The 15241-nt window shown below is 55.9% G+C and carries 8 protein-coding genes; 5 read left to right on the top strand and 3 right to left on the bottom strand.

Annotated elements, in window-relative coordinates:
- The first annotated feature begins 21 nt into the window (after positions 1–21).
- Both EA20_RS0102725 and EA20_RS20055 read left to right on the top strand, forming a co-directional pair.
- Positions 22–1035, top strand: coding sequence for a M4 family metallopeptidase (locus tag EA20_RS0102725; RefSeq protein WP_024965368.1), 1014 nt, complete (start codon positions 22–24; stop codon positions 1033–1035).
- Complete coding sequence (locus tag EA20_RS20055; protein ID WP_024965369.1) at positions 1032–1367, top strand: protealysin inhibitor emfourin; 336 nt, start codon at positions 1032–1034, stop codon at positions 1365–1367. Before EA20_RS0102725 ends, EA20_RS20055 begins: the two co-directional genes overlap by 4 nt.
- Here EA20_RS20055 and EA20_RS0102735 read toward each other — a convergent pair.
- The 3 genes from EA20_RS0102735 to EA20_RS0102745 all read right to left on the bottom strand — a co-directional run bounded on the left by EA20_RS0102735 (position 1267) and on the right by EA20_RS0102745 (position 12281).
- The gene (locus EA20_RS0102735) at positions 1267–9999 is read right to left on the bottom strand and encodes a hemagglutinin repeat-containing protein (protein WP_024965370.1); all 8733 of its coding nucleotides are present in this window, start codon (positions 9997–9999) and stop codon (positions 1267–1269) included. The genes EA20_RS20055 and EA20_RS0102735 overlap by 101 nt on opposite strands.
- A gap of 63 nt (positions 10000–10062) precedes the next feature.
- A complete protein-coding gene (locus EA20_RS0102740; protein WP_024965371.1) occupies positions 10063–10578 on the bottom strand; it encodes a toxin-activating lysine-acyltransferase in 516 nt (171 codons plus the stop codon).
- A 2-nt stretch (positions 10579–10580) separates the two neighbouring features.
- Positions 10581–12281 carry a ShlB/FhaC/HecB family hemolysin secretion/activation protein gene (locus tag EA20_RS0102745; protein WP_024965372.1) on the bottom strand — a complete coding sequence of 567 codons (1701 nt, stop codon included), beginning with the start codon at positions 12279–12281 and terminating at the stop codon, positions 10581–10583.
- 567 nt (positions 12282–12848) lie between these two features.
- On the opposite strand from EA20_RS0102745, the gene EA20_RS0102750 reads away from it, so the two are divergent.
- Genes EA20_RS0102750 through queF form a run of 3 tightly spaced genes read left to right on the top strand, consistent with a single transcriptional unit; the run spans position 12849 to position 15209 of the window.
- Complete coding sequence (locus tag EA20_RS0102750) at positions 12849–13460, top strand: helix-turn-helix transcriptional regulator (protein WP_024965373.1); 612 nt, start codon at positions 12849–12851, stop codon at positions 13458–13460.
- Positions 13461–13498: 38 nt separating this feature from the next.
- The gene (locus EA20_RS0102755) at positions 13499–14371 is read left to right on the top strand and encodes a queuosine precursor transporter (protein WP_024965374.1); all 873 of its coding nucleotides are present in this window, start codon (positions 13499–13501) and stop codon (positions 14369–14371) included.
- A 10-nt stretch (positions 14372–14381) separates the two neighbouring features.
- Entirely contained in the window at positions 14382–15209 is an 828-nt protein-coding gene (gene queF / locus EA20_RS0102760; RefSeq protein ID WP_369699773.1) for an NADPH-dependent 7-cyano-7-deazaguanine reductase QueF, read from the top strand.
- The last annotated feature ends 32 nt before the right edge of the window (positions 15210–15241 follow it).

The raw sequence follows: 15241 nt of genomic DNA on the forward strand, positions 1-15241 counted from the left end.
TGTCTGACCAAGGAGCCGGGTATGCACTATGGCGTCATTCCTCCCTATATTCTGCGTAAAATCATTGATAACGGTTCAGGACCGCAACAGAATTATGCCCGTCATACGCTGATGCACGTTCAGACTCTGATGGCTGAACACTTTCCCCATCCCGCTGGCCCACAGACCAGCATGCCGGGCAACGTGGAGCGGGAGATTTACGATGCACAGCAGACGCAGAATCTGCCTGGCCAGCTGGTGCGCAGCGAAGGTCAGCCCTCCAACGACGATCTTGCAACCAACGAAGCCTATGATTATCTGGGCGTGACCTATGACTTTTTCTGGCAGGCTTATCAGCGCAATTCGCTGGATAATCAGGGACTGACGCTAAAAGGCACCGTGCATTACGGCAAGGAATATCAGAATGCGTTCTGGAATGGCCAGCAAATGGTCTTCGGCGATGGCGACGGCGAAATATTCAACCGCTTTACTATCGCACTCGACATCATAGGGCATGAGCTGGCGCATGGCGTGACGGAGACGGAAGCAGGCCTGATCTACTTTGAACAGGCGGGTGCGCTGAATGAATCGCTGTCTGACGTCTTCGGTTCGCTGGTAAAACAGTTTCACCTTAAGCAGACGGCGGATCAGGCTGACTGGATAATCGGCGAAGGGCTGCTGGCGGAGGGCATCAATGGTAAGGGCTTACGTTCCATGTCAGCTCCCGGTACGGCCTATGACGATCCGTTGCTGGGAAAAGACCCCCAGCCCGCCGATATGCAGGAGTATATTCAGACCCGGGAGGACAATGGCGGCGTCCATCTGAACTCTGGAATTCCTAACCGGGCATTTTACCTGGCGGCCATCGCGCTGGGTGGCTACGCGTGGGAGCAGGCCGGATACGCCTGGTATGATGCGCTCTGCGACCGGAGCCTGCCCCAGGATGCTGACTTCAGCACCTTTGCGCAGTTTACGGTGCGCCATGGTCAGAAACGCTTTAACAAATCGGTTGGCCAGGCGATTGAAGAGGCGTGGAAACAGGTGGGCGTATCATGACAGACAGACTTCCCGAACTGAGCGATGATGCCGTCATCGTGATGGCGCGTGAAGGCGGCTTTGCTTATATCCCTAAACTCGCCGGGCCGCGCCGCATTGCGCTGGCACAACTAAGCCCGCCGCAGCGTGAGCACGTTTGCAGCGTGCTTCGCCATGCCTTACCCCTTGGCGAACCGCCCGGTGAGCAAAACCCTGCCGGTCGGGGCGACCAGCGTTTTTACCGGATTGAAATCAGCTACGCCACTTCGCATCACACAGGCAATATCGTTCTGCTGATCCCGGAAGATGCAGCGCCGCCGGAACTGGTAGCACTCTGGCAGGAGGGGCAATAGTAGTCATATCGTGAATGACTTCCGCCAGGTACGGTGCCGCCGCGCCTGTCACCGCCTGCGCCATATTTCCGCCAGCCAGGCCCTGTATCGCGGCGGTGGCCGCCTGAATACCCTGCTGGATGGCGCTGCCCGTTCCCCACTGCTTCTGGACCGCTTTGTAGCTCTCTGTGGCCGCCAGCTGGCTGTTGTAGGCCTCCCACGCTTTCTTCGTGGCATCTGTGCCGGGTTCGCTTATCCCTTTCGCCGCCAGCTCCGCTTTACCCGCCTTTGTGGCCCGGATTTGCCCTTCCGTCCGCGCGATATCTCCAGCCTGCGACCCAATCTCCGCTATCAGCTGCGCCTCACGAAGTCGGTTCTGCTCTTTCTCTTTGTCAAAGATCGGGTTCAGTGTCTGGTTGGCATGCTCCACATCGCGGCTCAGCCCGGCAATATCCTGCTGCTGCTCCGTCTTGTCACGGATAACTATCGTGCCTTCCGACACCGCTGCTTTTGTCGTGGAGCTGGCACTGCCGGAGTCGTTCAGCCCCGCCAGCAGGCCGTTCGCCATATTCCCGGTGAACTCTCCGCCAATGCTACCGCCCGAACTGATACCCACACTCTGGTGTTCAGCTTTATATTCCGCGCTGTTATGGATATCGCTGAATCCCAGCGAGCCGGTATCGAGTTTATTCCTGTCCGCCGCTGCCGTCGACCCGATAACCGCACCGTCCAGCTGCGTGTGGTCACCCACCGTGATATCAAACCCGCCCCTGCCCGCAAACAGCCCTGTCTGCTCCTGCACCGACGCATAGTCTGAGTGCAGCTTATCCCTGCTCAGACTGAGACTACCCGACCCGCTCATTGAGCCGATGTTAAACGTCCCGCCCGCGCTGGCGCTCTGCTGTTTGCTGTCGTAGGTGTTGCTGTCCTGCTCGCTGGTCAGCGTCAGGTTGCGCCCCACGCCGGCGGTGATTTTCTCCCCGCTCACCTGCGCGCCGGTCAGCGTCGTGTCGCGGCCGCTTTTCAGCGTGACGTTATTACCGGCGGTCAGCATGCTCTCCGTATGCGTGGTGCCGTTACCGCGCTCCCTGCCGCTGGCTTTGTTCAGACTGGCCGACACCTGAATGCCCCAGCCGCCTGAACCCGCGCCGATACCCACTCCCACCGTGCCGCCTTTGCTCTCGTTCTTCCCGCTCAGGGAGGAGCTGTTCTCTGCGGAGCTCATGATGATGTCCCGGCTGGCGTCCAGCTGCGCATCATTCCCCGCCTGGAGCTTACTGCCACGGACGCTGATGTCCCCGTCAGTGGCCCGGATGCTCAGGTCCCTGCCCGCCATCACGCTGCTGCCCTGAGAGGTGCTCTGCCTCTGCGTCTGCTCCGATTTTGACGACTGGCTGCCGTAAGAGAGCATCACCCCGATGGTGTTACTGTTGTCCGGATTACCGCCCTGGGCGCCGTCCACCGCCACCGCCTGGCCCGCCTGCACGCCGCTCAGCAGCGCCTTCACTCCCTGAAGCGCGGCAAGGCGGTCGTTACTTTCGTTTTTTGCATCCCGGCCCGTGGTCACCGCCGTGTTCAGCGCGCTGCCCGCCGTGCCGGACAGCGCCAGCGTCAGCCCGCTCTGCTTCTGCTCAACTTTATGGATCTGCGTGCTGTTGTCCTGCGCGGATAAAATGGCGACATTTTTCCCCGCCAGCAGCATATCGTTTCCGGCTATCAGGTCTGAACCTTCAACGCTCAGGCCGCTGCCTGCGCTGACGGTGAGATTGCCTTTTGCACTGCCGACCGTGCTGCCCCGGTGCGTCGTTTCCGCCAGCGTGTCGGTGACTTTCAGGTCCTTCGTGCCGTAGCTGAATCCGATACCGCCCGTACCCGACAGGCCCGATTTTTTCTCCTGCTTCAGGTGCAGCGTCTGGCTGCTCTCCTCCGCAGCCTTTATCGTCACATCCTGTCCACCGTAGAGCGCCACATCCTGCGTTCCCGCCACGCCGCTGCCCTGGATCAGCAGATTGTGACCCGCCTGCATCGTTACCGAATCACCGCTGAACGCGGAACCCTGCGCCGTTTCCCTGTTCACCACATCATGGGTGGTGATGGTGCTTTTTGAGAAGGCCCCGTTGCTGCCGGTGGATTTGTGGTGCGACTCAAAATCACTCTTCGCCGTCATGGCGGTGATGCTGATATCCCGCCCCGCCGTCACGCCCAGGCTCTCGCCCGCGTTGACCGTAGCGGCCTGCGCCTTCACATCCTGACCGGCAGCCAGCAGCACGGAACCCGCCCCGGATACTTCGCTGCCTGTCTGCTGGGTGACTGACTGATTCAGCCAGTTATCCCGGTCCCATATCAGGCTGTCACTGGCGGAGGTTGCCACCGCGTTAAGGTTCAGGTCACGTCCGGTGTTCAGTACCGTCTGGCTCTGGCTGCCGCTGTTGACCACCTGGCCCCCGCTCAGGGTGAGATCCCGTCCGGCGCTGAGCGACAGCCTGCCGTCTTCACCCTGCACGTAAATCCCGCCCACCCGGTCGAGCGTCGTGCGCGTAAAACGGTTCTCCCCGGCGCTGCTCTGCGCGCTGCGCGTCGTGGACATAATAGTGATATCGCGACCGGCTCCTGCCAGCACCGAGTTATTCCCCGCGATAACGCCCGCGATATTATTAATATCCGTGCGCGCCAGCAGGCTCACGTCCGCGCCCTGGACCGCCCCCGCCCGGTTGGTGATATTCTCCGCGGTGAGCTGCACCGCCTCCCGCCCGCTTATCGCGCCGCTGTTCAGCAGATCGCTGTTCAGGTTCATCACCACGCTCTGCCCACCCAGCAGCGCGCCTGAGCCGTCGATATCGCCCGCTTTTACCCGCGCATACACCTGCGGCACCATCACCGTCTGACGCGTACCGTCAGCCAGAGTTACATCGGTATTTACCAGCCAGACGATATCTTCCGTCAGCAGGCTCATCTGTTCCGCGCTCAGCGCCACGCCGGGTATCAGGTTATAGTCCTTACCGAAGGCAATGCCAGCGTCCATCAGCCCTTTAAACTGTGCTTCGTCGTCGCGATAGTCGGCCAGATAGCGCCCGCCGGTCAGGGCGATAACCTGCTCGCGTATCAGGCGCTGCTCGTAATAGCCGTCGCCCAGGCGTTTATGCAGGTTGTCTCCGCTCAGTGAGAAGGCGTCCTGCATATAATCACTGCCCAGCCAGCGTTTGTTATTGGTGAAGCGCGGGTCGGTTTCCACCAGATAGCCCGCCTCCGGTGTCGGGAGTGTCTTAAACAGGCTGTTATCCGGCAGTCGGATGTCCGCCCCGCTGACGCGCACTACCATCGCCCCGTTGCTGACCGGCACTTCATACTGCTGTCCCGGCTTCAGCACCACCGGCGTGACCGCAGCGATCTGTCCGGCTGCCGGAACCTCCACCCCGGCAATATTCTTCAATCCGGGACGGATATCGCTCCCCGTCACCGCCGCCGACACGCTGCCAGTGGCGCCTATTGTGGCGTCCGTTTTCTGCGCTGCCGCCGCCGCAATCGTCAGACCGCTGCCCTCCGGCTGACTGTTGCCCTCCAGCCTGCCCGGCTTCAGGGTGATGGACTGAATCACCGCCGGCGGCACATACGCCGAGGTGCTTTTCCCCTGTTCGTCTCCCCCTTTGTGCGTCTTGCGGGAGTAGTGGATGACCGAGCCTTCGTCCGTTATCCGGCGACTGCCTTGCGGCATTACGTTGTTTACGCTCTCTGCCACTATCCCTAATGTGCCGCCCGCCACAATCTGACTTTTATCGTTCAGCACCTGATCCGCGCGGATGGAGAGGTTTCCGCCCGACAGGATTTTTCCGGGGTCGCTTTCCTTAATCACCTCTTCTTCCGTGGTGCGGGTGTAGTCGTACTGGTAGAAGTTGTCGTTGTTACTGCCGGTATCATCTGGGGTATTGAGGTTCCGCAGGTTATCCGCCGAGTTACGGTCGACAAACACACCTTCCTCGTCCGCCGACCAGCGTGTTGGGGAGCCGCTGTGCTGATATTCGGTTATCTGTTCGCTGGAAACCTGCACCATGTCGGTAGTGAAACGATCGTTGATATTGTTAAGCTGCCCCACCGACAGCGCCATATCTCCGGCGGATTCTATCGTCGAGCTGTGGTTGTTCAGCACTCCCGCCTGACCGGTCGCCCTGCCGTTTTCATCAAGCGTGCTGCCCAGTGCCAGCCCGCCACCGCTGTAAATCAACGCATGGTCGAGGTTATTAATCGTTCCCGCGCCAATATCCAGACGCTCGCGTCCGGCAATCGTTGCCGCCACGCCGTCCGCCGCGAGGTTATTTAACGTGCCCGCCTGGATGCCCAGATAGTCGCCATAAATCCGGCCAGTGCCTTTGTTGGTCAGCGTACCGGCCACCAGCCGCGTCCCGCTGCCGTCAATCAGGCCCTGGTTAGTCAGCGTGCCAGCCACCGTCAGCCAGGTGTTACTGGCGGCGATTTCACCCGTGGCGGCGTTAAGCAGGCTGCCCGAAGTCAGATCGAGTTTCGCTCCCGCCAGCAGCTTACCGGCATTGGTGACCGCTCCTGGCGTGGTCAGAGTGAAACGGCCATTAGCAATCATTTCACCGCTATTAGTGATGTCGTTGTGGCTGCCCAGCGTCATATCACCGAGCGAAAGCAGCTGTCCGTCACCGCCCAGGCGGTCGGCCTGCACGGTCAGCTGCTGGCCCGCTTTGACCACCCCGGCGCGGTTCAGCAGATTCAGGGCCGCACCGCTGAGCGACAGCGCTTTGTCCGCTGCCAGTTGGCCGCCCGTGTTATCAAGCGCTCCGCTATTGATGATGGAGAGATCCTGCCCGGCCAGCACGCTGCCGGTGGTGTTATCCAGCTTATCGCTGTTGATAACGATATCCCGACCTTCAATGCCCTTTGCGGCCTTGAGCGTGTCGCGGTTACTCAGCGATGCGGCGTTGAGTGTCGCGGTTTCGCCGCTGCGTATCAGCCCCAGCGTGTTATCAATCACGCCCTGTGCGGCGCCGATCAGCAGGCTGCCGACGATCTGTATCTGCCCGCCGTTATTAAGCAGCTGCGCCAGGGTGAGAACGGCACCGCGCTCGCCGACCACGCGCCCGCCCTGGCCGTTATCCAGCCGGTCCGCCTGTAGGCTGATGTCGCCCTTCGCGCCCAGCGTACCGCTCTGGTTGTTCAGTCCGCCACTCGCCAGCTGCATAGTAGCCAGGCTGTTAACCGTGCCTTCCCGGTTATCCAGCAGGTGACCCTGGGTATCCAGCACAATACCCTTGCCCTGAAGTAGTCCCTGGCGGTTATCCGTCTCACTCTGCAGGTTGAGCTTCAGGGTATCCAGCGCCACCAGCGTACCGGCAATATTGCTGAACGTTGCGGCATCCACGCCCGCCGCTTTTCCGGCAATCACGACACCGCTGTCGTTATTCAGCGTAAGTGCATCGATCTGCATATCGCCCTGGCTGGTAATGCCGCCGGTATCGCCGCTGTTCTGGTTGCTGATTTGCCCGGCGGTCAGGGTCATCGCCTTGCCGCCCTGCACCAGCCCGGCGTCGTTATTCAGCGTTGCTGCATGCAGCGTAAAGTCGCCCTGTGCGGCGAGCTGCCCCTGGCGGTTATTGATGGTGTTCACGGCGTTCAGCAACGCATCAGCACTGGCCACCACCACACCCTGAGCATTTTCAATCTCTCCGGCAACGGCATTCAGGGTACCGCCGGAGCTGACCTTGCCCGCGCTGTTATCAAGCATCCCGGCAAGCGTCAGCGCCATTTCCAGCCCGGCGCTAAGCGCACCATTCTGATTATTCAGCGACTGCGCGTTCAGCTGCAGGCCTGACTCTGAGGCGAGCATCCCCCCGCTGTTATCCACGTCCGTTGCCTGAACATGGCTGGCCCCGGACCCGGCCAGCATTCCGTTCTGGTTACTGACCGCGCCGGCGCTGACGTCCAGATTGCCGAAGCTGATAATGCCGCCGCTGGCCTGCGTGTCGCGGTTACTGAGCGCATTCTGCTGCGCATCCAGGCGCATATCGCCGCCGGACTGGATCAGCCCGCGGTCGTTATTCACTGCCCCAGTAGTTGAGACTGTCATCTGCTGCCCGGCAGCCAGCACCCCGTTCTGATTGTCAAACCAGCCGGTGGTCAGTACGGCGTTATCGCCTGCCACCACCTTACCCTGCGCGTTATCAAGGCTGCCGCTGTTCATCCCCAGCAAGCCTGCGGCCTGTATACCACCACTCTCGCTGGTCTGGCGGTTGCTGAGCGCATAGCCGTGAGTGTCAATCTGCATGTCCGTTCCGGACTGTAGCAGGCCGGAAGTGTTGTTCAGTTCGCCACTGCTGAGGGTGAGGACTTTCTGCGCCGCAATCATCCCACCCTGGTTATTGAGGGCTTTTTCGCCCAGCGCCAGGGATACGTTATCTCCCGATAGCTGCCCCTGACGGGAGTCCAGCCCTTCCGCCGTAATCTGTAGATCCTGTGCGGCGGTAATCTGTAGATCCTGTGCGGCGGTAATCTGCCCGCCGTCGTTGTTGAGTCGATCGGTGGTAAGGGTCAGGCCGTTGTTCGCCGCCAGTACCCCGTTATGATTATCGGTCTCTCCGGAAGCCGTCACCGCCAGGCTACCGTTTTCCGCCGCCAGCATCTGGCCGCCGCTGTTCGCAAGGTTGGTGGTATTCAGCGTTACCGCGCCGTTAGCCGCTATCAGCCCGTCCTGGTTATCGGTATTCTCCCGGACGTTCAGCGTCATCTCGCCCTCTCCGCTCTGCACCAGCTTTCCGTCGCGGTTCGACAGATTTCCGGCATCAACGCGGATACGGTTTGCCGACGTGGTGGTTCCATCCAGCACCAGTTTTTCACTGCTCAGCGCCAGCGTCCCGGAAGAGATAATGCTGCCGTGACTCCCCTGTAAGGCGTCGGCATCGACCTTCAGGGTGCCGCTTCCGGCGTGGCTAATTTCTCCGGCGCGGTTATCCAGCGAAGCGGTTTTAAGCGTGAGATCGGAAGCGTTTGTGGCTATTTTTCCGCCCCGGTTATCAATGCCATCCTGATGGTTAAGCGTCAGCGACTGCGGGCCGCTCTGGATAAGCTGTCCCTGCTGGTTATTAAGCCGTCTGGCGGTAAGCGCAAGTTTACCGGCGGCCAGCTTCCCGGCCATATTATTCAGCGTTCCGGCAGTGTTGGCGCTCAGCGTACCGTCGGCAATCACCTGCGCGGAAGCAGTACTGAGATCCCCCTGTCTGGCATCAAGGGTAATCGTTTCCGCCTGCGTCCGGCTGCCCGACGCATCCAGCCCCTGAGCAGAGGCGCGGATAGTGCCCCCAGCAAGGTTCAGACCGTTCATCGCCAGTTTGCCTGAAGCGCTCAGCGCCAGTTCCCCACTGCTGCCGGTGCGGCCATCAGACTGCACGCCCGCCGCCAGCGTGCTTTTACTGCTGCTGGTAAGCGTCAAGCCGGAGAGCGTGACGTTATTGTGGGCGGTAACCGAGCCGCTATTCTGCAATGCGCCAGCGGCTGTCAGCGTGGCGCTGGCCGATGACCAGAGGGTACCGCTGTTACTGATTTCCCCTGCGCTTTTTACTGTCAGCCCCTGCTGGCTGAGCATTTTACCGCTGTTGACGACGCCGGAGGCTGAACTCAGTTGCAGGGCACCCTGGCTGCTGAGTTCACCGCTGTTGCCAATACGTCCGTCGGCGGTCACCGTCACCAGCCCGGCCTCGCTGCCGATAGTGCCCGCGTTGCGTACCCCGACGCCCTGCTCCGTCGCGCGCAGACGGATTTTTCCGGCATACATGCCGCCAACCTGCGAGACGTCCACCGCCAGCTGCGGCCTGACCGAACCATCATCCGCCTGTACCGTCGTCGTCTCATGCGCCGCATCTACCTGGTTGCGCCCGGCGGTCACTTTCAGGTCTTTCGCATTAATCGCGGCGTTGACCTTTACTGCCCGGGCGATGATATCGGTGTAATCCTGGCGCGAGGTGTCAAGCCCGTTGCCCTCAACCACCACTTCCCCACGATCCACCTGATAGCCGGTCAGATTGCCGTTCTGCATCTGCGCCGTACCGGTGGTCAGCGTTGCACGCCCGGCATTGATAAAACCGCAGCCGTTACAGGTAATACCGGACGGGCTGGCGATAACCACCTGTGCTTTCTGGCCAGCCACCTCGATATACCCGTTCAGGCGGCTGGGATCGCGGGCGTTCACCTCGTTGAGAATAATTTTGGCCTCGCCTTTCGCCAGCCACGGGTTGGCGCTGACCATTCCGCCCAGTTGGGTGGAGGCATTCTTACGGGCGTTATTCAGGATTACGCCTTTTTTATCGACGTCGAAGCGGCTGTACGTGTTGCGGGAGACGCCTCCTGCGGACGGCGTCTGGATATTAACCTGCGGCGTACCGTTGGCGCTGACGATAATGGTGGGCTGCTGCTTACCCGGCGCGGATTTATCGGCCACAATGGTAGCGTCTGCCCTCTGTACGGCGCCGGTCGCCAGCCACAGGCTGAGGCTCAGGGCGCTGAGACGACACACCAGCCGGCGGTGAGTGTGGCCAATACCGGACGAGGGCGATCCCCCCGAACGGGCACGCGCGATATCCGCCACAACCATCAGCATGCCACGGGCCTTGTTAAACACAACGCGGTACAAAAGCCGGTTCATCGGTGAATTCCTTTTCTCTCTCAATCTCACGTATCGTCAGATACGGAGTGATCAGTTCTGCAGTCAGGCAACGCTCAGAGGATGCGCCTGCTTCCATTGCCGGATCGCATCGACAGTGATCCGACTGCCATAAAAAGTTTTAATACGCCTGCCCTTCTCCCCGCCCCGGTGCCAGAGCGAACGGGCAATATGATGAGGAAAAATTTCATTGCGCAGCAGACGAAACATCTGCGATGCGTGGCCGAACGGAGCAATAAAGTCCCGGAACCACATCCGTTCACCACAACACCAATCTTCCTCAGGCAGGGTGATCACCTGCCCGCTGAGGTAACGCTGCTCCGCGCTTTCATCCATCCACGCCCAGCTCAGAAAAAAAACCGGACGGTCGCCTTCCTGTACCAGTACGTACTGGCGGCGTTTGATTACCGGCAGCAGCACCACCGGCAGTACATGCAGCGGCGCATCCCGGTGCATATCCGAATGCATCCACAGCCAGACGGCAGCGCCCAGTATTTCTGCCTCACCATCTTCTCCACCCAGCATCAGCGGCGCATGTACCGTTAATCCTTCATAACGCATGGTCAGATATCCATATTCAGGCTAAAGCCAAAGGTGGCCGGGCTGGTTTTGAACCCTTCCGGCCGGGAAAAGGGCACGCCAGCAAAGAAGTCATAGCTGACCTTCCAGAGGCTGCCACGCAGCCCTGCCGCACCGCCGGTCAGATGATTCCCCACCAGATATTCCGTTCCCTTACCGGCCACTTCGCCATAATCGGCGGCAAGATAAAACTCGCTTCCTGCCAGTGGTAACTGCCAGGAGAAATCGTTGCGCACCATCCAGCCGCGATCGGCGTTAAGGGTTCGCTCACCGTCGAAACCTCTTACCGTCCAGCGGCCACCAATGGAAAACTGATCCTGGGTAGTTAAGGGCGTATTGCTGGTCTGACGCTGCCAGGCCACGTCATAGCGAAAGCGCTCGCCAGCCAGCGTAAACGGCAGGCTCAGGCGGGCGTCGGTACGCAGAATGCGGCCGAGCGCCGTGCCTTCACCAAACAGCTCTTCCGGCGCAGGCTGCGCGCCAAACCAGCGGGTACCGCGCTGATAGCTGATCCCTGCATCCAGCGTCGCCGGGCCGATATAGTGCCGGTGCTGCAACCCCGCCTTCCATGAGGAGACGTGGCGACGCTGCACTTCCACTTCGGTATCGTTGATAAAGTTGCGGGTGGTGCGGGTTTGTACGTCGTAAGTCAGGGTGGTTTTTTGCGCGCTGCTACGGTGCAGCACCCGGCTGAGCTGAGCGCCGAGGCTCTGGCTTTTGCCCGCATAACGGTAATCTTCCGTCAGGCCAGCGACCGTCTGGTGATAGTGATAGTCGCTGCCGGTCAATGAGAGTGACCACCACCCCACCGGTACAGACCACCAGGCACTAAGGTTCTGATTGCTCTTCTCCCCGCCGGGTTGTAAATCGTGGGTTAGCGAAAACCAGAACAGATCGCTGAGCGCCAGCGGATTATCGAGCGAGAGCGTCAGCCCGCCCTGGTAGCGCCCGGTAGCGATGGTACCGGCGTCATCCAGCGACAGGCCAAGCCGCCAGAACTTACTCTGCCGGCGGGAAATAAGAATATCGCTTTCGCCCGGCTGCTCCGCCGGCACAATTTCCATCTCCGTCTGAACGGTTGGCAGGCGCTGCAGGTTCTCCAGCCCCTGTTCAATATCACGCAAATCCAGCAGATTGCCGTCATGGGCGGGAAAAGCGCTGTAGGGCCAGAACCAGCGGCTGCTGTCCGCCGTCATGACCACGTGGCGGATTTTGCCTGGCAGGATGAGCAGTTGCAGATGTCCGCTTTTCAGATCCTGCGAGGGCGCAAGTACGCGGGTGGTTGTCCAGCCGTGGAAAATAATCCGGTTTTGCAGCGAACTCATCAGCAGGTTTATTCCCCCGCTACCAAGGCATTTTCCGACCGCCTGATCCGCCAGCTTTTGCAATGGCAGCCAGTGCGGCAGCGCCTCCTGGCCTCTCAGCGTCACGTCATCAATCCGAAAGCAGGGTGTTTCGGCCGGAAAAGCGATTTGACCAGAAGCCGCCGTTGGCGCGGATAAACGCACATCGGGAACGGGCGGTGTCAGCTGCTCTTCCAGCGCCTGCTGGCGCTGCTGCTGTAGAATAAATTGCTCATCGCCGGGGGCGGCATGGAGCGAAGGGATAATGGCAGAAAGTGCCAGAACTGAAAAAACCGACAGCAGAGAATATTTATTACTGTGAGATAGTGAGTAAAAGTTCATACTTGATGTCATCCATGACAAAATCGTGAAAAACTATTAGTTTTATAAAGTAAATACGTCCCTTTAAAAACGGGCAATTATTGCCATATACCTTGTAAAAAACAAGCTTAAAAAACCAAAAGTATTAGTAAGCAGAAGAACCTAACCGCCGCCCTGATAACACCAACTCAGATTAGGATAAAATGAATTTCAACATCATGCCCATATAATACCGAATGTTAATTCGAAGGATATATTGCTACTTGCTGGATATAAACCTATGGCTCCCTGGTGCTGGAAGGATAAAATTTAATAATTAATATTTTTTATTGGTGGAATATCACCTTATGTAAGTAACTTAATCCTGGCAACCTGGTAAAGTCAATAAAAAAGATACATTAACAAGGTTAAAATGTATCTTAATTTAGATTTTTTATCGCAACTACTTGATTATATATGAAAATTATACAAGATCAGTTTTACGGTCGTTTTGTCTCTTTTTATGTAAACTTTAGGGACATGCTCATTGATTCCTGTTAAATTTCTTTATAGTATTCACTGTAAGAGAATATGTGGAATAACGGGCTAATGAGCGCATCAGGAACGCAAAGAAAAGAAAATATAATCAATAATATAGAGTACATAATGAAAAGTAGAGGTGAGACAAAAGTCTCCTTCGCTAATCGGACTGGCGTCACTCGCGCAACGTTATACAAAATTCTGGACGGCAAGGTGAACAACGTCCATCGCTCAACGATAACCCGTATAGCTGATTTCTTTGGGGTTACGTGTGACGTTATCGAAAATCACGATTTAGAACATATTGAGTTGATCGAAAAAACGCTTTCTCCAGACGGTAATAAAAACCCTGCCGCCATACCCATCATCCCAGAATCCGACTTCTTGTCAAAGATCGAAAGCAGAATTGGAAACCTTGTGACCCAATATCCTGTGACGTGGTTTTTTGGCGATGTATCAAATGTGGCTGCTTTGCAGGTAGAAAATAAAATAGATAATCTTTTTTTCCCTGGAGACATACTGATCATAAAACGCAAGTCATTGTCGGTTAACAAACAGCTGGAACTGTTTCACTCTGAAGGAAAAGGTTTATTCCTAAAAAAGGATGGCGATAAATCAATAAGGACTCTTTGTACTGATGATCTTTTTATAGGATCGATTATAGAAGAAAGGATTCAGTAGAATTTTATAAATGGAAGATATTTAAGGATAATACAGACATGGATGGAAATAAAAAATTTAAACTTATTGGATTTAATCGATCAGATGTTATCACAGCAAATGTTATGATTCTTGCTACCGGGAAACATATCAGTATAGGATTAGAAGATCTTGAAAGTAGCGAAATAGCTGATGACTTCAATAAGAATGAACTAAAAGCGCTCTACCGTCGCTTTTACGGGGACAAACATACGGTAACATCTTACGATCTTAGTGACAGACATGAACGCTCCTGGTATGCCTATCTGATAATAAGCATCGCACTAACTGTAATTTACATTCTCAGCACGGTGAGTGGCGTAAAGCCTATCCTGATTCCTGTAGTACATTTTATCGTTCCACCTGCAATATTTTTCTATCCTCTTTCGTTTATTCTTGTTGATATTATTAATGAGTTTTATGGCTTAAGGATGGCCAGAAGAACCATCTTTCTTTCATTACTCTCAAACATTTTTTTCGTAACAGGCCTTTGGGCGACAAGCCTTCTGCCTGGACTGGCAGAATGGGGGCTTGATATCTCCTACAGCAAATTTGTTGAAAGTATTATTGCGGTACTTTTCGCTTCATCTTCAGCATACCTGATATCAGAAAACATTAACTCAATGCTCCTGTGCAAGATCAAGGAGTTAACTAACTCAAGGTATCTTTTCATCCGCGTAATTACCAGCACGGTAGTTGCATCTGCAATTGATAGCATCATATTTTGCACGCTGGCATTTTATAATGTCCTCAGCACAGATACCATTAAGGCAATGATCATTTCACAATTTATCATCAAATTGATCTATGCACTTATTGGCGTAGGACCTATATACGCAACAAGATCGCTTTTCAGACGATATATACACAAGCCAGTCAATCTAACTGAGTAAAGGAATAACTGTGGAAACTAAGGAAATCACCCTGTTAGGGAAAAGTAGTGATTATGTCCAGCATTACGCCCCAGAATTGCTTGAATCTCTCCCACGCGCACGTGGTCGGGATGAGATAAAAATAAATTCAAAAAGCCTGCCTTTTGCAGGTTTCGATCTATGGACAGGTTTTGAACTTTCCTGGCTGAATGATAAAGGTAAGCCGGTGGTGGCAATTGCGGAATTTTTTATACCCGCGACCAGCCTCGCTCTGATCGAATCGAAATCGTTTAAGCTTTACCTCAACAGTTTCAATCAGACAAAATTTTCTACACCTGAAAGCGTTATCACTACTCTTGAGAGAGACTTGTCGTCAGCGGCAAAAGGCAGTGTAACGGTAAAACTTTATACCGATCTCGAACATTACCCTGCAATTACAGCGGCGCTTCCCGGTGAATGCATTGACCATTTAGATATCCTGATTGATAATTACGCTTTCAATCCCGATCATCTTCAGCACTCAGTATCTGATCAAGCCGTAGCGGAAATACTCTCTTCAAATTTATTGAAATCTAATTGCCTGGTAACAAATCAACCAGACTGGGGCAGCGTGATTATTAAATATGAAGGTAAAAAAATAGACCGTGAGAAGTTACTTCGCTATATCGTTTCATTCAGAACGCATAATGAATTTCATGAACAGTGCGTGGAACGTATTTTCTGTGATATCAGCCACTATTGTAAGCCCGACAAACTGACAGTCTTCGCCCGGTATACGCGCAGAGGTGGCCTTGATATCAATCCGTTCAGAAGTAACTTTGAGGAAAACTATTCTGTGGAACGGTTAAAACGTCAGTAACGTAGCGGATCTACTGGCTTAATCACAAAAAA

This window comes from Pantoea sp. IMH, assembly GCF_000599885.1.
Taxonomy (GTDB): domain Bacteria; phylum Pseudomonadota; class Gammaproteobacteria; order Enterobacterales; family Enterobacteriaceae; genus Erwinia.

Excerpts from the sequence above, each read along its gene's own strand:
- EA20_RS0102750 (WP_024965373.1), top strand. The coding sequence starts at position 12,849 with ATGAGCGCATCAGGAACGCAAAGAAAAGAAAATATAATCAATAATATA.
- EA20_RS20055 (WP_024965369.1), top strand. The coding sequence starts at position 1,032 with ATGACAGACAGACTTCCCGAACTGAGCGATGATGCCGTCATCGTGATG.
- EA20_RS0102725 (WP_024965368.1), top strand. The coding sequence starts at position 22 with ATGCACTATGGCGTCATTCCTCCCTATATTCTGCGTAAAATCATTGAT.
- EA20_RS0102745 (WP_024965372.1), bottom strand. The coding sequence starts at position 12,281 with ATGAACTTTTACTCACTATCTCACAGTAATAAATATTCTCTGCTGTCG.
- EA20_RS0102740 (WP_024965371.1), bottom strand. The coding sequence starts at position 10,578 with ATGCGTTATGAAGGATTAACGGTACATGCGCCGCTGATGCTGGGTGGA.
- EA20_RS0102755 (WP_024965374.1), top strand. The coding sequence starts at position 13,499 with ATGGATGGAAATAAAAAATTTAAACTTATTGGATTTAATCGATCAGAT.
- EA20_RS0102735 (WP_024965370.1), bottom strand. The coding sequence starts at position 9,999 with ATGAACCGGCTTTTGTACCGCGTTGTGTTTAACAAGGCCCGTGGCATG.